The organism is Providencia rettgeri, from assembly GCF_023205015.1.
GTDB classification, from domain to species: Bacteria; Pseudomonadota; Gammaproteobacteria; order Enterobacterales; family Enterobacteriaceae; genus Providencia; species Providencia rettgeri_E.
The window spans coordinates 2,368,910-2,388,157 of the sequence record NZ_CP096258.1; the positions used below are offsets into that span (position 1 = coordinate 2,368,910).

Annotated in this window: 17 protein-coding genes; 10 read left to right on the forward strand and 7 right to left on the reverse strand. The window is 37.5% G+C overall.

Features of this window, described 5'->3' with window-relative positions:
* The 5 genes from trpCF to M0M83_RS10895 all read left to right on the forward strand — a co-directional run bounded on the left by trpCF (position 1) and on the right by M0M83_RS10895 (position 8,208).
* Positions 1–1,377 carry a bifunctional indole-3-glycerol-phosphate synthase TrpC/phosphoribosylanthranilate isomerase TrpF gene (gene trpCF / locus M0M83_RS10875; RefSeq protein WP_213912681.1) on the forward strand — a complete coding sequence of 459 codons (1,377 nt, stop codon included), beginning with the start codon at positions 1–3 and terminating at the stop codon, positions 1,375–1,377.
* Positions 1,378–1,439: 62 nt separating this feature from the next.
* Complete coding sequence (trpB, locus tag M0M83_RS10880) at positions 1,440–2,630, forward strand: tryptophan synthase subunit beta (protein WP_213912680.1); 1,191 nt, start codon at positions 1,440–1,442, stop codon at positions 2,628–2,630.
* Entirely contained in the window at positions 2,630–3,436 is an 807-nt protein-coding gene (gene trpA, locus M0M83_RS10885) for a tryptophan synthase subunit alpha (RefSeq protein ID WP_248466570.1), read from the forward strand. Before trpB ends, trpA begins: the two co-directional genes overlap by 1 nt.
* Before the next feature lie 498 nt (positions 3,437–3,934).
* Positions 3,935–5,989 carry a filamentous hemagglutinin N-terminal domain-containing protein gene (locus M0M83_RS10890; RefSeq protein WP_248466571.1) on the forward strand — a complete coding sequence of 685 codons (2,055 nt, stop codon included), beginning with the start codon at positions 3,935–3,937 and terminating at the stop codon, positions 5,987–5,989.
* Positions 5,990–6,525: 536 nt separating this feature from the next.
* Positions 6,526–8,208: a ShlB/FhaC/HecB family hemolysin secretion/activation protein gene (locus M0M83_RS10895; RefSeq protein WP_248466572.1), complete on the forward strand. Its 1,683-nt coding sequence runs from the start codon at positions 6,526–6,528 to the stop codon at positions 8,206–8,208.
* 337 nt (positions 8,209–8,545) lie between these two features.
* Here the strand turns inward: M0M83_RS10895 and ompW are convergent, their stop codons facing one another.
* The gene (gene ompW / locus M0M83_RS10900) at positions 8,546–9,196 is read right to left on the reverse strand and encodes an outer membrane protein OmpW (RefSeq protein WP_213912677.1); all 651 of its coding nucleotides are present in this window, start codon (positions 9,194–9,196) and stop codon (positions 8,546–8,548) included.
* A gap of 403 nt (positions 9,197–9,599) precedes the next feature.
* Between ompW and M0M83_RS10905 the strand changes: the two genes are divergently transcribed.
* A complete protein-coding gene (locus tag M0M83_RS10905; RefSeq protein WP_248466573.1) occupies positions 9,600–10,352 on the forward strand; it encodes a YciC family protein in 753 nt (250 codons plus the stop codon).
* Between the two features lie 54 nt (positions 10,353–10,406).
* Here the strand turns inward: M0M83_RS10905 and M0M83_RS10910 are convergent, their stop codons facing one another.
* On the reverse strand, positions 10,407–12,209 hold the full coding sequence (locus M0M83_RS10910) for a SulP family inorganic anion transporter (RefSeq protein ID WP_248466574.1): 1,803 nt from the start codon (positions 12,207–12,209) through the stop codon (positions 10,407–10,409).
* A gap of 225 nt (positions 12,210–12,434) precedes the next feature.
* Here M0M83_RS10910 and M0M83_RS10915 point away from each other — a divergent pair, with 225 nt between their 5' ends.
* Positions 12,435–12,992, forward strand: coding sequence for a septation protein A (locus M0M83_RS10915; protein WP_125893103.1), 558 nt, complete (start codon positions 12,435–12,437; stop codon positions 12,990–12,992).
* 57 nt (positions 12,993–13,049) lie between these two features.
* Here M0M83_RS10915 and M0M83_RS10920 read toward each other — a convergent pair whose 3' ends face one another.
* Positions 13,050–13,247, reverse strand: coding sequence for a YqaE/Pmp3 family membrane protein (locus tag M0M83_RS10920; RefSeq protein ID WP_248466575.1), 198 nt, complete (start codon positions 13,245–13,247; stop codon positions 13,050–13,052).
* Positions 13,248–13,536: 289 nt separating this feature from the next.
* On the opposite strand from M0M83_RS10920, the gene yciA reads away from it, so the two are divergent.
* Positions 13,537–13,971 carry an acyl-CoA thioester hydrolase YciA gene (gene yciA, locus M0M83_RS10925; protein ID WP_125893101.1) on the forward strand — a complete coding sequence of 145 codons (435 nt, stop codon included), beginning with the start codon at positions 13,537–13,539 and terminating at the stop codon, positions 13,969–13,971.
* Positions 13,972–14,053: 82 nt separating this feature from the next.
* Here the strand turns inward: yciA and M0M83_RS10930 are convergent, their stop codons facing one another.
* Together M0M83_RS10930 and M0M83_RS10935 are read right to left on the reverse strand one after the other, a co-directional pair.
* Complete coding sequence (locus M0M83_RS10930) at positions 14,054–14,779, reverse strand: TonB family protein (RefSeq protein ID WP_248466576.1); 726 nt, start codon at positions 14,777–14,779, stop codon at positions 14,054–14,056.
* A 126-nt stretch (positions 14,780–14,905) separates the two neighbouring features.
* Positions 14,906–15,079, reverse strand: coding sequence for a YciY family protein (locus tag M0M83_RS10935; RefSeq protein WP_004254127.1), 174 nt, complete (start codon positions 15,077–15,079; stop codon positions 14,906–14,908).
* 289 nt (positions 15,080–15,368) lie between these two features.
* Between M0M83_RS10935 and cls the strand changes: the two genes are divergently transcribed.
* Together cls and M0M83_RS10945 are read left to right on the forward strand one after the other, a co-directional pair.
* Complete coding sequence (gene cls / locus M0M83_RS10940) at positions 15,369–16,829, forward strand: cardiolipin synthase (protein ID WP_125893097.1); 1,461 nt, start codon at positions 15,369–15,371, stop codon at positions 16,827–16,829.
* Between the two features lie 22 nt (positions 16,830–16,851).
* A complete protein-coding gene (locus M0M83_RS10945) occupies positions 16,852–17,184 on the forward strand; it encodes an HI1450 family dsDNA-mimic protein (RefSeq protein ID WP_125893095.1) in 333 nt (110 codons plus the stop codon).
* Between the two features lie 76 nt (positions 17,185–17,260).
* Here M0M83_RS10945 and oppF read toward each other — a convergent pair whose 3' ends face one another.
* Positions 17,261–18,262, reverse strand: coding sequence for a murein tripeptide/oligopeptide ABC transporter ATP binding protein OppF (oppF, locus tag M0M83_RS10950; protein ID WP_004254119.1), 1,002 nt, complete (start codon positions 18,260–18,262; stop codon positions 17,261–17,263).
* Complete coding sequence (locus M0M83_RS10955) at positions 18,259–19,248, reverse strand: ABC transporter ATP-binding protein (RefSeq protein WP_125893092.1); 990 nt, start codon at positions 19,246–19,248, stop codon at positions 18,259–18,261. Before M0M83_RS10955 ends, oppF begins: the two co-directional genes overlap by 4 nt.

Sequence of the window (19,248 nt, forward strand, 5' to 3'; positions counted from 1 at the left end):
ATGAAAGCGACTGTCTTACAAAAAATTGTTGATGATAAAGTTGATTATTTAATTGAACGCAAAACCAAGCAACCGTTAGAGAGCTTTATTGATGATATTCAGCCTAGTCAGCGTAGCTTCTATCACGCTCTAAGCGCAAAACGCCCTGTTTTCATTTTAGAGTGCAAAAAAGCATCTCCGTCAAAGGGCTTGCTGCGTGCAGACTTCGACCCTGCTATGATAGCCAAGGCATATGCACCTTATGCCAGCGCCATCTCAGTTCTCACAGATGAAAAATATTTTCAAGGCAAAATGGATTACCTGACGATTGTCAGTAATACCGTAACACAACCCGTGTTGTGCAAAGATTTTATTATTGACCCATACCAAATCTATCTCGCACGTTACTATCAAGCGGATGCTATCTTACTGATGTTATCTGTCTTAGATGATGATGAATATATAGCATTAGCTGAAGTTGCTCATCAACTGAGTATGGGAATTTTAACAGAAGTCAGTAATGAAGAAGAATTAGAGAGAGCGATTCAGTTAAAAGCCAAGGTTGTTGGCATCAATAACCGTGATTTACGTGACCTTTCTATTGATTTAAATCGAACTCGTGAACTCGCGCCTCGCTTAGCTGAAGATACCATCGTAATTAGTGAGTCGGGGATCAATTTACATCAGCATATCCAATCACTTAGAAAATTTGCAAATGGCTTTTTAATTGGCAGTGCCCTAATGGAGCAAGCCAACCTAGATAAAGCTATTCATCGCCTATTAGTTGGAGAGCATAAAGTCTGTGGTTTGACCCGCGAACAAGATGCAAAAGCCGCATTTGAAGCAGGCGCATACTACGGCGGGTTAATTTTTGCTGAAACCTCCCCCCGAAAAGTGACGCTGTCACGGGCGAAAAATATCATTCATGCCGCGCCTTTAAAATATGTCGGTGTTTTCCGTAATCAGTCCGCTGACTTTGTTGCCCATATCGCTAAGCAGCTTGCGTTATCTGCTGTGCAATTACATGGCGATGAAGATATTTCTTATATCAATACGTTAAGAACATTTCTACCAAGCTACTGTGAAGTTTGGAAAGCACTCGATATGTCACGAACGACTTTAAATGACTACGACACACAAGGTATTGATGTGTTACTACTGGATAATGGCTCCGGTGGAACTGGCAAAACCTTCGATTGGTCAACTGCCCCCTCGTCCACAACACAGAAATTAATGATAGCTGGCGGGCTTACCCTTGATAACTGCCTAGACGCGGCAAAGTTACTGTGCAACGGATTAGACTTTAATTCAGGGGTTGAAATTGAACCGGGTATAAAAAGCGAACAAAAAATAAATTTGGTGTTATCAGCGTTGTTAGCCGAATCAACGGCTCACTAATACACAACGAAAGATAAAACTCCAACACCAATTAATGTAACTTAAAAAATGGACAATAAATAATGAGCAAATTAGATCCGTATTTTGGCGAGTTTGGTGGGCAATATGTCCCAGAAATTCTTATTCCTGCATTAAACCAATTAGAAGACGCGTTTATCGACGCACAGAATGATGATGAATTTATTCGTGAGTTTCACGACTTACTAAAAAACTATGCAGGTCGCCCGACTGCGCTAACGTTATGTAAAAATCTAACCGCAGGTACAAAAACAAAACTCTATTTAAAGCGGGAAGATTTACTGCACGGCGGTGCCCATAAGACTAACCAAGTATTAGGCCAAGCACTACTGGCTAAGCGAATGGGAAAAACTGAAATTATTGCAGAAACAGGCGCTGGGCAACATGGGGTTGCGACAGCACTGGCTTGTGCATTACTGAACATGAAATGCCGTATCTATATGGGTGCCAAAGATGTAGAACGCCAGTCTCCCAATGTATTTCGCATGAAATTGATGGGCGCTGAAGTTATTCCTGTTCATAGTGGCTCGGCAACATTAAAAGATGCCTGTAATGAAGCATTAAGGGACTGGTCTGGCAGCTATGATAAAGCCCACTATTTATTAGGAACAGCGGCAGGTCCTCACCCATATCCAACAATTGTACGTGAATTCCAACGCATGATTGGTGACGAAGCAAAACAACAGATCCTCGAAAAAGAAGGCCGTTTGCCTGATGCTGTAGTAGCCTGTATTGGCGGTGGTTCAAATGCCATAGGTTTGTTTGCCTCTTTTATTCCAGAAGAAAATGTGAAATTAATTGGGGTTGAACCTGCTGGGTTAGGTATTGATTCAGGGCAACACGGTGCACCGTTAAAACATGGCCGTGTCGGGATTTATTTCGGTATGAAATCACCGATGATGCAAACCAGTGAAGGTCAAATTGAAGAATCGTATTCCATCTCTGCAGGATTGGACTTTCCCTCTGTAGGGCCACAACACGCGCATTTAAACAGTATTGGTCGCGCTGAATATGTTTCTATTACCGATGATGAAGCCTTGAATGCGTTTAAATTATTATCACGTAAAGAAGGGATTATTCCTGCACTAGAATCGTCTCATGCACTGGCACATGCATTGAAAATGGCAGAGCAAGAACCCAACAAAGAACAATTATTAATCGTTAATTTGTCTGGTCGCGGTGATAAAGATATTTTTACAGTGCATGATATTTTAGCCAGCAAAGGAGAAATCTAATGGAACGCTACACACAACTTTTTGAACGTTTAGCTCATAATAACCAAGGCGCATTTGTTCCATTTGTCACTTTAGGTGACCCAGATGCTGAATTATCATTAAAAATTGTCGATGCTTTGATTGCTGGTGGTGCTGATGCATTAGAGATCGGTATTCCATTTTCTGACCCTCTGGCAGATGGTCCAACCATCCAAAATGCTAATTTACGTGCATTTAAAAGTGAAATCACCCCGACAATTTGTTTCGAATTACTCCGTCGAATTAGAGAAAAGCACCCTACTGTTCCTATTGGTTTATTAGTGTATGCAAATTTAGTCTTCACCAATGGTATCGAAAATTTTTATATTCGCTGCGAAAATGCAGGCGTTGACTCTGTACTCGTTGCAGATGTTCCTATGTCTGAATCAAAACTTTTTCGTGAAGCTGCATTAAAACACAGTATCGCCCCTATTTTTATTTGCCCACCAAATGCTGATGAAAAGTTACTCCAGCAAATTGGCGAACACAGCCAAGGTTATACTTATTTGTTATCTCGTGCTGGTGTGACGGGTACAGAAAAACGCGCTGAAATGCCTTTGACTCATTTAATAAGTCAATTAAACCAATATAAAGCAGCTCCTGCCTTGCAAGGTTTTGGAATATCAGAACCGGAACAAGTCAGAGAAGCCATTAAAAATGGTGCCGCTGGTGCGATTTCAGGTTCCGCTGTAGTTAAAATTATCGAAAATAACCTCAATCGACCTGATATTATGCTTAAATCATTAACGGAGTTTGTTGAAAATATGAAAGCCGCAACACAAAGGTAGATGGACGAATAAAGAGTAATCAAGTCATATTCAAATTTAATGACTTGATTACTAAAATAAGATAATTATTTTTAAAATAGTCTACTTTGACTATTTTAGTATTATTTTCATTTCGACAATAAAAATACGCTAAAATATACTCGACCTTATTCGAATAAAAAAATCTTACATCATCAAAAACCACAAATCATAATATTTATTAATGCAATACGCTAATGTCAAAATCAATAGCTACGTGTTATTACACTGGTGTTTTTTCGTATTAAATCCGTAGCGGAGTAATCATTACCAATTGATTTAAATAATTATTTTCAGGTTAAATATATAATATACCATTTATGTTATAATATAGATATTTTACTCTTCTTACATTCCCCAGTACCGACTTAAGTACAATTAAATTTTAATGAAAATTAATATCATGCATAATTCTTATGCTTTAATGGAATTTTTATTAGCTATTTTTAATTTTATCTATAGTCTATTTTAGGGATATTTATGAAACATTCTTCTAACCATTCAATTACTCATCCTATGATGAAAATTAAACCACTCTTTTTAAATGTATCTATTATTTTAGGTTCAATATCTATTGCTCACGGCGCGGTTATTAATACCAATGGTGCTGGTGTTATAAATCAAAGCAATGGCCCTACTATTGTGCAGATTAAAGGAGCAAGTGACAAAGGTGTCTCACATAACATCTATAGCCAATTTGATGTTGACCAAAAAGGTGTTATTTTAAACAACAGTACGACCAACACAAATACCATTTTAGGCGGCCAAATTAATGGAAACCTAAATTTAGGCAATGGCAATGGCCCTGCGAAAGTTATTTTAAATGAAGTTAATTCAAATAAAGCAAGCACCTTAGGTGGTATGATTGAAGTCGCTGGTGATAAAGCACAAGTTATCGTTGCTAACGCATCTGGCATCACATGTAATAACTGTGGTTTTATCAATACCGATCGTGTGACACTCACAACGGGTAAACCAATTGTCGCTGGAGGTGAAGTTCTTGGCTACAACGTTTCAAATGGTCAAATCACGATTAACAACCGTCTACAGTCAGACTCACCAACAGATATCATCGCTCGTTCGGCAGTTATTCGTGGAAATATTACAGCTAAAGAAATTAATGTTATTACTGGTAATAACTTTGTTGATGCAGATGCAACTAACATCACTAAATTACCAGGCTCAAATTCAACACCTCGTGTTGGTATTGATGTTGCCGCTATGGGTGGTATGTACGCAGATAAAATTACTTTAGTTTCTACTGAGAGTGGAACTGGTGTCTCTAACCTAGGTATGTTATCAGCAGGTTCAGGCGGTATTAAAATAGATTCGACTGGACTAGTTTATAACCAAAATGCACTAATGAATTCGAATGGAACCATCGATATTAAATCTAACGGTGGTAATATCAAAATCGCCGCTGGTACTATCAATAACAACCAGAGGGGGGTTATTCATTCACAGCAAGATATAGAAATTAATACAAATCATTTAACTAACAACAACGGCTCAATTAAAACTAAACAAGGCAATATTGATATTACTTCTACAAACTCTATAGATAATTCATATTCTATCTATCATGGCGCTATCAATGAGCCTGAGCGTGGTATCAGAGCCGGTGGGAAATTAACCATTGATACTACCAAACTCCATAACAATAATTCAGTTCTTTCAGGACAGGACGTTGCATTAACAGGGCGTTATATTATTACTAATGATAGTAATGGCCAAATTATCGCAAAAAGAAGAATCGATATTGATGCTGAAACACTACAAAACCAGAATGCTTTGATAAAATCAACTAACGGCCAAACTAATATTACGCTATCAAGTAATTTATTAAATAACCGTTATGGTGTTATTGATAGTGGTAAGGCATTAAATATTAATGCAAATATCCTTTACAATGACGGTTCACTCATTTCAAATGCAGGTAAATCTAAATACAATGTAACTACTTTAAATAATCAAAATGGATATATCAAAGGGAACAACCTTAATATCAAAGCAACTTATGTTGGAAATGATAAAGGCTTAATTACTGCAGACTCTAATGTTGTCATAAATTCGAGTCAGATAGATAACACTAATTCAGCACAATTCAATAATAGCGGAAATATCTTCGGTGCTGCCGGCTATACTGGTGGTATCTATGCCAAAAATGGTTCTGTAACTATCAAAGGAACTAATTTAAATAATAAATATGGAATTATCTCAGCTAATACGTTCCAAAATGCAGGAACTGATGGCGATGTTAAAATTAACTTAAAAAACAACCTTGAAAATAGCTACGGAAAAATCCTAGCGTCTAAAACCATTAACTTGGATATGAATAGGTTAAATAATACCTATTCTGGCTTTATCCGTGCTGGTAAAGATCTCTCCATTAACGCATTTAGCCGCGTAGAAAACAACAATGGGGTATTAAGTTCATATGGAAAAACTGAGATTACAAGCCCTGTAATTTACAATGGTCCTTATGGCCGCATCTTAGGCTCTACTGTCGTTTTAAACACATCTAATTATTACTAATTAGCTGATTCGGGAGGCCTTTGGTCTCCTGATTCATAATATCAACCTTATATTCACTTAGCTAAAAAACTCGATAGTTATTATTTCTTATTTAAATATTTAATGGTTAAAACATACTAATGTTTATCTTATTTCCCCTTTCATTTTCGTGTTTATACACCTAAGTATAAAACCTTATTCACCCTATAACGGAGTAAATATTACCTTTTGATTTCATTAAAAAAACAATCGCATCTAAAAATATAAAACCATAACTAAATCAATATTAGCATTAACCTCCCATTTTGTTTTTCATTAGTTAGTTAATATAATTAATTTTTAATAAATTTAAATTTAAAGCATAATCTTAGTAATTTCAAATCAGCTAAAAATAAATATTTTCATAACGACAATTTTATTATAAGGGGATATATGAAAACCGTCTTAAAATGCTAACAATGCTATACATAGATAAGATAATTCTCATATAAGATAGAAATTATTTTCTACAAGCCTCTTCTAATTATATTTTAATCATAAGAATATATGTGGTAACCATGAATTTTCGATTTATTTTTTTATCTGCAACTTTATTATCTTTTCCATTATACGTATCAGGTAATACTGCACAAATTATTGACCAACAAATCAATAACCAAACCAGCCAAGATCGCTCTCGCCAACAACAGACTCAACTAGAAACTAAAGATGTCTTAGGTAAAACAAGAGAGCGGTCAAATAATATTTTAGTTTTCGATGATGAAAAAGATTGCTTTCAAATGAAGCAAGTCATTTTGCTCTCTGAACCTAAACTCCCTTCTATGCGTCCTCTTGAAACATATGCAAACCAAGTTGTTGGTGTATGTATTGGTATTAATGGTGTTGAAACCTTAGCAAAAGGCTTACAAGATAAAATAATTAAATCAGGTTACGTTACCACTAGAGTTAATATTCCAGAACAAAATATCAGTGAAGGGACTTTAACACTGCAAATTATTCCAGGCAAAGTGGCTAATGTTAAACTTGCTGAAGGTAGTGATACTTATATTACCTTGGGGGCAATTATGCCCGCTAAAGAAGGAGATATTCTGAATATCCGTGACATTGAACAAGGTTTAGAAAACCTTGAGCGGATCCCTGGTGCTAAAGTGAATATTGAATTAGCGCCAGGTAAAGAGTTTTCCACATCTGATATTTCCATACAAAGAGAAAAATCTTCTCACTTCAATGTAGGTGGATATTACAATAACCCTGGAAGCCGCCAAACAGGTAAAGATCAAGCTGGCGTAACCCTATATGCTAACAACTTAACCAGTTTAAACGATACTATATATGTCTCTGCAGGGAAAAATTTAAAAAACCAAGCACGCAATAGCACTAGTAATGCGTCTATTTATTATGCAGTTCCCTATAATTATTGGCTTTTCTCATTGTATGCAAGTAAAAGTGACTATAAGCAAACTATTAATGACTCTGTACTTAGTTATAAATATTATGGTGATAGTAAATATTATAACGCCACTGCCAGTAATGTCTTTTTACGGGGGCAAACATTTAAAGATACAGCATCAATTCAGTTAATTAAAAGAAAGTCAAAATATAAGTTGGAGGATGTAGCACTACTTTCTCAACAACGTGACCTTACCAGTCTTAAACTCGGCGTTAGCCACCGTCAAAATATCAATAATTCAACCGTCGATGCTTCAATATATTACCAACGCAATGTACCTTGGTTTGGCGCTGAAGAAAGCTGGGATATGAAGTATGGTGATGTTAGCACTATGGGCCGTGTTTATACTGCCGATATTTCCGGTATGTTTCCTTTTGTCTTTGACAATTTTATTATGAGTTATAACCCACAACTATTTGTACAATATTCACGAGATCGCTTAACCATTCAAGATCAATTCTCGTTAGGTAACCGTTGGACTGTACGTGGTTTCGATGAGGAGTTTTCATTAATCGGAGATAAGGGATTTTACTTACGAAATGAACTAAACTTTTATATTCCTGACTTTTCCTTTTACCCATACTACGCACTTGACTATGGTCGAATATTCGGAGGTGTATATCCACTTGGTCTCTATTCTGATGACCAATTATTAGGAACGGCTATAGGCATGAGGGGTAATATTAATATCTTCAGTTATGATTTGTTTTTAGGTGTACCACTTCATAAACCAGATGAATATGAAACTAGTAGCGTTAATGCAGGGTTAAACGTACAATGGTTTTGGTAATTTAATATTGCAAATTTGAATAATATCTTAAAGCTGAATATGCTCCTGTATTCAGCTTTTTTATTTCAAGGTAATTAGTCTCAATTTGTTATTATTTGCCCTAAATAGTGACAGCCAATAAGTAGCTTTACTTTATTATCACTCTATAAAAACAATTAATATATTATAAAACATCATTATCAATAATAATTGTTACTTTTATGATCGCTGACTATTAAATATATGTTTGACACTAATAAAAATTGAAAAATCCGAGAATACGAATATTCTCGGATTTCCTACTTCTCTCTAATCCTTCAGAATTCAGGTACTACCTGTATTGCGTCCTATCAAATTCTTAGAAACGGTAACCCGCACCGAACATAAATACAAATGGGTCTAAACGAGTATTCACTTTATACTGTTCACCACCTGCTTTAAATTTCACATCACTCTCAATATTCATCCACCAAAGAGAGGCGTTTAGCATCCAGTTATCAGTCAGCATGTAATCCATACCTGCTTGTGCTGCAAAGCCCCACGAGCTTGATAAATCTAGATCAGATAAGCCAGCTTCTTTCCCTGTTGAGTTAAATTTCTCATCAAAGAAGAAGGTATAGTTAACACCAGCACCTAAATAAGGGCGTAATTTATCTTCTTTACTACCAAAATAATACTGCGCCATTAATGTTGGTGGTAAATGTTTTACCGTTGCAATATTACCTGTAGGACCTGTACCAACTTTATGTTCAAACGGAGTTGCTGCTAATAATTCAACACCAATATTATCAGTGATCATATACCCAAATGTTAAACCTAATTGAGTATTATTATTTGCATCAAAGGTACCTAAATTACCTAATCCATTAATTTTAACATCATCTCCTCCAACATTAGGTCTGACTGTTGCAGTACCCGCGCGGAAAAGAAAGTCGCCAGCTTCATGAGCAATAGAAATTGCTGGAGCTAAAGTTGCAGCAGCTAATACAAGCGCAGTGAGTTTTTTCATTATCAATCCCATTCCTGTTTTTTATTTTAGGAAAATATACCGTATTATTTAAATTGATGTTCAAATCAAGATCACATCTTTTGATAATTTATAGGTAAACCAATAAATGTCGCTTTATTATTTCATCTCTTATTTTTTTATTTTTGATTTAAATCAATTTTTAGAAAATAACTAACAAAATAAAAACTTGATTTCAAAATATATATATTCCCCCAGAAACTTAAATATATATTTAAAATGCAACTTAGATACTTCCACTTATTTTGGTTAATTAAATTGAACTTTTATATCCAATATATTTCCTTAACCTCCCGGTTTTTATTATCTTTCTCTACCTCTAGGCGTGATACTCGGTTACAATTGGGCTAAAATTTTGATCCCGTTTGTAGATAGGAGCAGTGTCATGTCCATTTCGGCCAACTCACTCATTAGTGATAGTATCAATTTCTTTAAAAATCAATTGAGTGGCCTTTTCACTATTGTGCTCTTAGCCACCGTAGTGAGCCTTGTGATCTATGCAGTGATGATCCCTAGTGAGCAGATGATAGCTGTTCTAGCACAAGCACAAAGTAAGATGATTGAATCCGGTAATACGGGCTTACAAGACTGGATTTTAAGTCTATCCGAAGAAGATAAAAGTAGTATATTACGCGTTTCTTTCGGGTTGATCCTTTCCGTCACTCTTGGAAGTTTATTCCTTATTTGTGGTACGTTATCCTATATCTCTGGTATGTCTCGCGGTGAAGAGATGACCGGGCTTCAGGCAATAACATCGTCACTGAACAAAGCACCATCTATGTTTCTTCTATTGGTTGTTTGCTCACTGCTTATCCAATTAGGCATCACAATTATGGTTCTACCTGGTATTGTACTCGCCATTGGTTTCTCCTTAGCACCAGCAATTTTAATCTCAGAAAGTACCAATTCATTCAGTGCGATGGGAAAAAGCTGGAAATTGGCCTATGCAAACTGGCGTGTTGTCTTACCGATGATTTTAATTTGGATGGCAGCTCAAATGCTTATCAGTGTGCTATTGGGCAACATTAATATGAATCATATCCTTATTAATGGCATCTCTTTTCTACTCAATAATGTTGTAGCTGCATTCGCTTTAATTTACTTTTATCGTTTATATATGTTAGTCACTAAAAATTAATCTAACCCATAAAACAGAAAGGTATCAAAAGGTACCTTTCTATTTATGTTATTTCTAAGAGTTATCTGAAAGAATTTCCGTTGGTGTAATTTGATTTTCACCGTCATGCTCTAATATATCTGAATCCCTTTGGTACTCTTGTGCTTTTCTTTCCTCAACACATTTCATTTGGATTTGTTGCTTACTTTGAATTAAACGAATAGCAAAATAAATATCCGGTACTACTAATAGGTCATCATCTGAACGATTGATTTTATTTTGTTCTAACCAGCGATTTAGCGAAGTTCTACGCCCTGCTAATACCAAAGTTACCCCTTTGGCTTTCAAAGACGTTACAATGTCATTCAATGTAGAAAAGACGCTCACATCATTATGCGTAAAACTGACGGCAGCATCCACAATCACCCAAGCAGGTCTTTTTCGTTGATTATCTATATGTTTATTCAATCGCTCTTTAAAGTAATTCACATTAAAATAAGTGAGGGGGGAATTGAATCGATAAATCAGGACGCCATCGACTTCCTGAATATTATTTTCGGATGTCATAGAATGAAGCATACCATGTTCATCAACACCTAATAATTGGTCTGTTGGCCTAAATATGACTCGGATAAACTGCAACAAACCCAGTAGAACAGCTAAGCCGACACCACTGATCAAACCAACCACCAGCACTGCACATAATGTAAAAATACATAAGAAAAAAGCTTCTCTATTGCGTTTGCGCATTGATAAAATGCTACGAAAACTCAGCAATGAATAAGTCGAAATAATTAAAACCATCCCTAAAGCAGCCATAGGGATATATTCCAATAAATTCACAGAAAAAAGTAAAACCGCTAAAATTGTTACCGCCGCAACGAGAGAAACCAATTGTGTTTTCCCTCCCATCATATCATTAACCGCTGTGCGGCTACTCGCAGCACTAACTGCGAATCCCTGGCCAAAAGCAGAAGCAATATTTGCCATCCCTAACGCTCTTAATTCTTGGTCTGCATCGACGGTATAACCATTTTTGCTTGCAAAACTGCGAGCCGTCATCATAAAACTGACAAAGCTAATCACGGCTAAGTTTAATGATGGAATAACGAGGTCTCGGAGTAAGCTCGGTGGAAAATCAGGCATTGGTATATGGGGTAGCCCTTCACCTAAATCCCCTACTGTGCTAATACCATATTGCTCAAGATTAAATAAAATACTTGCCGCTGTTGCCAAAACCATTGCAATTAATAAAGATGGCCACTTACTACGCACTCGCTTAATCACTAAGGTAATCACCAATGTCACAATAGCAAGGAATAATGTTGGAATATGTGTTTCTACTATCGCTAATGGAAAAGCTATTAATCGCTCAATAAAACCTGAAGGTAAGGTCGTAATACCAAATATTTTACTGATTTGACTAACGATGATCGTGAGAGCAACCCCATTTAATAAACCTTGCAATATTGGTCTAGATAAAAAATCGGCAAAAGTCCCTAAACGAAATCTTGCAGCAATCAAACACCAAATCCCAGTCATAAAACTCATGACAATAATCAGCTGCCAACGAACAGTTTCGTCTCCCATTGCGAGTGGAGCAACTGCAGCTGCAATCACCGCACATGTTGCGGCATCAGGCCCAATAATTAATTGCTTCGACGTGCCAAACAGCGCATAGAAAAACATAGGTAAAATACATGAGTATAATCCAACAATTGCATTCACCCCCATTAATTCGGCATAGGCAATAGCAACAGGTAAAGCAACCGCAGCGACAGACAACCCTGCTTTAACATCAGGGCCTAGGTCTGTACGTTGATAGTTAAACAGTGTTTTTAAACCTGGCATCCAGACAAATAGCCTTGCCTTTATCATGGGAGAAAAGCACCTATAAATTAGTAAGTTAAATTATTTTCCATACTATATATATCCGAACTAATAAAGTTTATCTAGAAGTAAGTCAAATAATCGTAAAATAGTGCAAATATGATTGGTAACAAAGCATGTTTATTGGTAAAAAGGTGCAAACTTTTAACAATTAAAGCCAAAATCGGTTAAACTAGTCTATTACCTTTACGTTGAGGCGCTGCATTCACTGTTATGAAACAACTTATTGATTTTATTCCTTTGATAATCTTTTTTATTGTCTATAAAAGATACGATATTTTCTATGCGAGTGGTGCTTTAATGGTTACCACTCCTTTGGCGTTATTAGCAACTTATCTTATCTATAAGAAAGTTGAAAAAGTTGCAAAAATTACCTGTGCAATCGTGATGGGCTTTGCTGCCTTAACGCTTATTTTCCATAGTGATGCATTTATTAAGTGGAAAGTCACTATTATCTATGGTGCATTCGCTGGTGCATTACTCTTTAGCCAATGGTTTACTGAAAAGCCTTTAATTCAGCGAATGTTAGGTAGTAACCAAGAAATAAAATTAGCCGATAGTTATTGGATAAAACTCAATAGTGCATGGGCTATTTTCTTTATTTTCTGCGCATTGCTGAATATTTACGTTGCTTTCTGGATGGCTCAAGATATCTGGGTCAATTTCAAAGTCTTTGGTCTGACAGCAGGAACATTAATATTTACAGTACTGAGTGTGGTCTATATTTTTAAAAATATGGTTAAAGAGCCCGCAGAAAAACACGAAGAATAATTAAAAATAGTGTTAAAAACCTGCTAATACACATTGATTAGCAGGTTTTTTTATATCTTAATAACGTTTTTCACCAAATGCTTTTTCAATTTTTTTATCTGTATTGTACTGTGATAGCGCATATACCGACCAAATGGCAGCGGGTAACCAACCAATAAGGGTGATCTGTAAAATTAAGCAAATGATCCCAGCAAAAGGACGCCCTATCGTAAAAAATTGCAACCAAGGTAATAATATTGCCAATAACAATCTCATTTCATACCTCTAAGTAAATAAATAAATTTCATACTATTGAGTATAGCCAATTCAATCAATTGACTAAATATAAAAAACACTTCTTGCTTTTTCTTTGCAAAAATTGATCTTATTGCCAAGTTTAAAACCCGTTTATCAGCAATGGCTACTCTATTTATCTTGTTTTTGCAGCAATTCAATTAAATCGCTATTATCAATCAATAACTGAGTAGTTCCGGTTTACTATTGCATATGTAATTTGTTATAAATGCAAAATCAAAAGTAATAACCCTTTTAATAAGAGTCAGATATGCAATTGCCGAACGGTGAGTTAGTTTTACGTACATTAGCCATGCCTGCAGATACTAATGCAAATGGTGATATTTTTGGCGGCTGGTTGATGTCACAAATGGATATAGGTGGCGCTATCTTAGCAAAAGAGATTGCGCTAGGACGCGTGGTCACTGTGGCGGTAAACGGTATTAAATTTCAAAAGCCCGTTGCCGTAGGCGATGTTGTTTGTTGCTATGCACGCTGTTTAAAAACGGGGAAAAGCTCAATTACCATTAATATTGAGGTTTGGGTAAAAAAAGTCGCAACGGAGCCTGTTGGCCAACGTTACCGTGCTACTGATGCGATATTTACTTATGTCGCAGTTAATGATGATAGTACTTCACGTTCATTACCCAAAGAAAAACAACATTTTCAGTTAGCAAGTTCAGATCAAAAAACTAACGAAGCCTAAGTTTTTGCTCCATTCATTATGTAAAAAACAAAAAGCACCATCATCGCTGTGGTGCTTTTTTTGTACAGACTGATTATAACCATTAGACTTGGCTAACAGTGCCATCCAATTTGAAATAAATTTCAGTCACGTAGCCTTTTGCCGGTTGCTTTTCAAAAGTCCAACGGTTCATTGCGCGTTTCACGTCTCGCTCAAACAGCCCTTTAGGTGTAGCTTCAACAAATTCAATATTTGTCACTCGGCCATCATCATTAATGTCATAGCGAACTTTCACATACCCTTCTTTACCTAAACGACGCGCACGTTCTGAATAAGCAGGAGCTTGTTTATGCAGAGCCCTCGGGCCGCCTTTCTTAGTCGATTGACTATTACTTGCCCCTGTATTATTTGCAGTCTTGATAGGGCTATTATTCGTTTTAGGTGCAATGACGTCTGATTTCAGATTGTTCATGGCCAGCTGCTTCTCAACTGGCTTAACATCTTCTTTAATTTTTTTCTTTTCTTCCTGTTTTGGTTTTGGCTTAGGCTTTTTCTTCACCTCAGGCTTTTTCTTAGGCAGTGCAATGACCGGTTCAACTACCGGTTCGGGTTCTGGCTCAATAACAGGTTCAGGTTCTGGCTCTACTGGTGTTTCAACCTGCTCAACGGGCTCAGAAGCGGCTTCAGGGGCGGCAAAAGAAACCATAGCAATCGTCAATGGCTCCGGGTCTCTAACCAAGTTTGGTTGATTAAAAATCCATGCCATCGCAAGGCCCGCATGAATAGATAATGAAATGACGATTATTAAAGTCCAACGCATCCAACGCATATGCAATTTCTACCCTACACCTGTCTACCAAAAAGAATATGACTGATAGTTTAAATGCAAATAGCAATCATATTCAATAAGGTTTGTCATACAAAGTGAAAAATGTGAGTGTACGCTGTAATAACCTTACTCAATCCATTGAGTAAAAAGCAGGGAATGCCGACGATGGTAAATATCAATTTTACGCATTGCATAGATGCGCATGTTTCGCCTAGAATGCCCTTCTAACCAGCGTCTACGGCGACGTAGGGATTGTCTTAACATACGCCAACGCCCTACTTCATGCCTACTACGTCTCATTTAATCGTGTCCTTTTATTGTCTAAAAATTAGTGGAAAAAAATATTATATTCCTTTGAAAAAAAGAACCAAGAGGAAGTTTTTCTGTCGGCTTAGCACGCTTCCTTTGATTTCATCAAGGTAATATCAATTTAAGAAACTATTATTTCCTAACGAATTCCTCTATTTCACAAAGCTTTTACTGCAAAATTTTGCTAAATTCTATTAAGTTGATATTTTGCTAACAGTTTTTTTAGCTAAATTATCTTTTTCCGAACCTTTTTTCTTATTAGTGAGGCATCTGACCCGTTATGGCAACCGTCTATACACTTATGAGTTGGCTTTTGTTCTTCCTATATTGGCTAATTATTGCAGCAATTACCGTCCGCATTTTAGTCAAAAGAAGGCCTGTCACCTCAGCCATGACATGGCTCCTGATCATTTATATTCTGCCATTAGTCGGAATTATTGCATATATTGCCTTCGGTGAGCTTCACCTTGGTAAACGCCGGGTTGATAAAGCGCGTGACATGTGGCCTTCTGTCGCTACTTGGTTAGAAAATTTACGGAATTCAAAACATATCTTTGCCACTGATAACAGCCCTGTTGCTGAGCCATTATTTCAGTTAATTGAAAAGCGCCAAGGCATTGCTGGGGTTAAAGGTAATAGAATTCAACTTCTAACCACTTGTGAAGATTCATTAAAAGCGATTGTCAATGATATCAACAATGCTCAGCACTCGATTGAAATGGTGTTCTATATTTGGCAGCCTGGTGGTTTAGTCGATGGGGTTACCGAAGCATTACTCAACGCCGCTAAACGGGGGGTTAAGTGCCGAATTATGGTGGACTCCGCGGGAAGTTGGCATTTTTTCCGTAGCGATTACCCTGAAAAAATGCGCGCGGCAGGTATTGAATTTATAGAATCGCTAAAAGTTAATTTGATGCGTTTCTTCTTGCGTCGAATGGATTTACGTCAACACCGTAAAATAGTCGTTATCGATAACTATATTTCATATACAGGCAGTATGAATATGGTTGACCCGCGTTATTTTAAACAAGATGCAGGGGTTGGCGAATGGGTTGATATTTTAGTGCGTATGGAAGGCCCTGTGAGTACTACATTAGGCATTGTGTATGCTTTTGACTGGGAAATGGAAACTGGCCAACGCGTACTTCCACCACCGCCTGACAGTAATATTATGCCTTTTGAACAAGCGAATGGGCATACAACTCAAATTATCGCCTCAGGCCCAGGTTTCCCTGATGAGTTGATTCAACAGTCGCTGATGACTGCGATGTTCTCTGCACGCAAACAACTGATCATGACTACCCCTTATTTTGTGCCTAGCGATGACCTTTTGCATGCAATTTGTACAGCAGCAATGCGGGGTGTAGATGTCAGCATTATTATGCCAAGACAGAATGACTCATTCCTTGTTCGCTGGGCAAGCCGCTCATTTTATAGTGAATTATTAGCTGCTGGCGTTAAAATTTACCAATTTGAAGATGGCTTATTGCACACCAAGAGCGTATTGGTTGATGGTGAGCTTAGCCTTGTCGGCTCAGTGAATCTTGATATGCGTAGCTTATGGCTCAATTTTGAAATCACCGTAGTCATTGATGATAAAAGTTTTGGTAGCGATCTCACGCTAGTTCAGTATGATTATATTGCACGTTCAACGCGTTTAGAAATCGAAGAGTGGGAACAACGCCCATTCTGGAACCGCGTTGTTGAGCGCATTTGCTACTTCTTTAGCCCATTGTTATAAATTAAGTTAATTAGGAAAGGTCATGACTGAAATACAAAACACACCTTTAATCGATGAAGATGACATCATTGAAATGGCTTATGACCTTTTTCTTGACGGAGCAATGGATAATTTAGAGCCCGCTGACCAATTAATTTTTGCTTTGCAGTTTGAAGAGTTAGGTGCCGCAGAAATTGTTCCTGTTACCCTTAATTGGCAAGAGATGATTACTGAAGAGCTTGATTTAAACCAATTAAGTGAGGTGGTTATTGGGTTAGCTCAAAGCCCTGACGCCGAATTAGACGATATTTTTGCTCGCGTATTAATTAGCCGCCACCCTTCAAAACCATTTCACCATATTTTTTGGAAGAAGTAGTTGATTAAAAGGGACGTTTCGTCCCTTTTAGATTAATTAAAGCAAAAGCCCCCTTTTGACCATCATGAGAAAACCATTACAGTGGGTCAATTTTCAAACAAGACACCGCATGTTTAAAGCTTCCTTCTAATAACGGCCTTGTTTTTGCACACTCTTCATCTGCTAATGGGCAACGAGTTCTAAATACACAACCTGAAGGTGGATTAATTGGCGATGGCAATTCACCTTCTAAAAGCTCTATTACCTTATTTTTTTCTTTATCAGGATCAGGAACAGGCACAGCTGACATCAATGCGCGTGTATAAGGGTGTAAGGGATTATTATATACCTCATCATAGGTACCAAGTTCCACGGCATGTCCCAAATACATCACTAATACACGGTCAGAAATATGCTTAACAACCGCCAAGTCGTGCGCAATAAAGATCAGCGACAATTTCATTTCACGTTGTAACTCTTGCAATAAATTAACAACTTGTGCTTGAATTGACACATCTAATGCAGAAACTGGCTCATCGCAAATCACGAGTTTAGGTTCTAAAATCAATGCTCTTGCGATACCGATACGCTGGCATTGCCCCCCCGAAAACTCATGGGGATAGCGGTTAATCAAATTAGGTAATAAGCCAACCCGCATCATCATTTTTTTCACTTTTTCTGTGATTTGTGATGGTGGCATTTTAGGATGATAGGTTTTTAATGGCTCTGCGATAATATCACCGATGGTCATTCGCGGATTAAGCGAAGCCAGTGGATCTTGGAAAATCATTTGGATATCGCTGCGAACGCTACGCCACTCTTTATCAGTTTTACCTAATAAATTCTGCCCAAGCCAACTTACCGTACCATCCGTTGCTTTCACTAACCCAATGAGTGCCCGAGCAAAAGTGGATTTACCACACCCTGATTCCCCGACGACACCTAATGTTTCACCTTCATATAAACGCAGTGTTACACCGTCTACTGCTTTAAGGCTTTTATTTGGTTGCCAAAACCACTGTTTTTTATCTCGGATCTCAAAGTGGACTTTAAGGTCATTCACTTCTAACAATACCGGTCGATTTTCATGAGTACTCATACCAACTCCTCCAGCGGCTTAAAGCAGGCACGTAACCGAGTTTGACCAAATGTGGTTAATGCAGGTTCTTGGTCAATACATTGCTGAACTGCATATTGGCAACGAGGTGAAAATGGACAGCCTTTGGGTAAACGTAGTAAATTAGGCGGGTTACCGGGAATGGTAGCTAAACTCTCATCATCACCATCAAGGCGCGGAACAGCAGCTAACAAACCAAGTGAATATGGATGAGATGGGTGATAAAAGATGTCTTTAGCGGTACCGTACTCCATCGTGCGTCCCGCATACATCACGAGGACTTTATCACATACCCCTGCGACGACCCCAAGGTCATGGGTGATCAAAATAATCGCCGTATCAAACTCATGTTTTAACTCATTGAGCAACGTCATGATTTGCGCTTGTACTGTCACATCAAGTGCAGTCGTGGGTTCATCAGCAATTAACAATTTTGGTTGGCATAACAATGCCATTGCTATCATGACTCGCTGCCTCATTCCTCCTGAAAATTCATGTGGATACATATTCATCCGCTTACGTGCTTCTGGCATTTTAACGGCATCTAACATCCGAACTGACTCTTCGAAAGCCGCTCTTTTACTCATGCCCTTATGTAACATGAGCACTTCCGACAGTTGAGTACCAATTTTCAAATACGGATTCAATGATGTCATTGGGTCTTGGAAAATCATTGAAATCTCTTCCGCGCGCATACGGTTTAATTCTTTTTCTCTTAAGTTCAAAATCTCACGGCCATTAAACATGGCTGAGCCATTAATCTTGCCATTTTTGGCGAGTAAGCCCATGAGAGCAAACGCGGTTTGTGATTTTCCTGAACCTGATTCGCCAACAATGCCAAGCGTTTCCCCAGCACTTAGCTCAAAATTCAATTTATTCACTGCCGTCACATCACCATCTTGGGTCGCGAATGTCACACTGAGATCATTCACGGATAACAGAGGGCTTTTCATTGAGTTATTTAACAT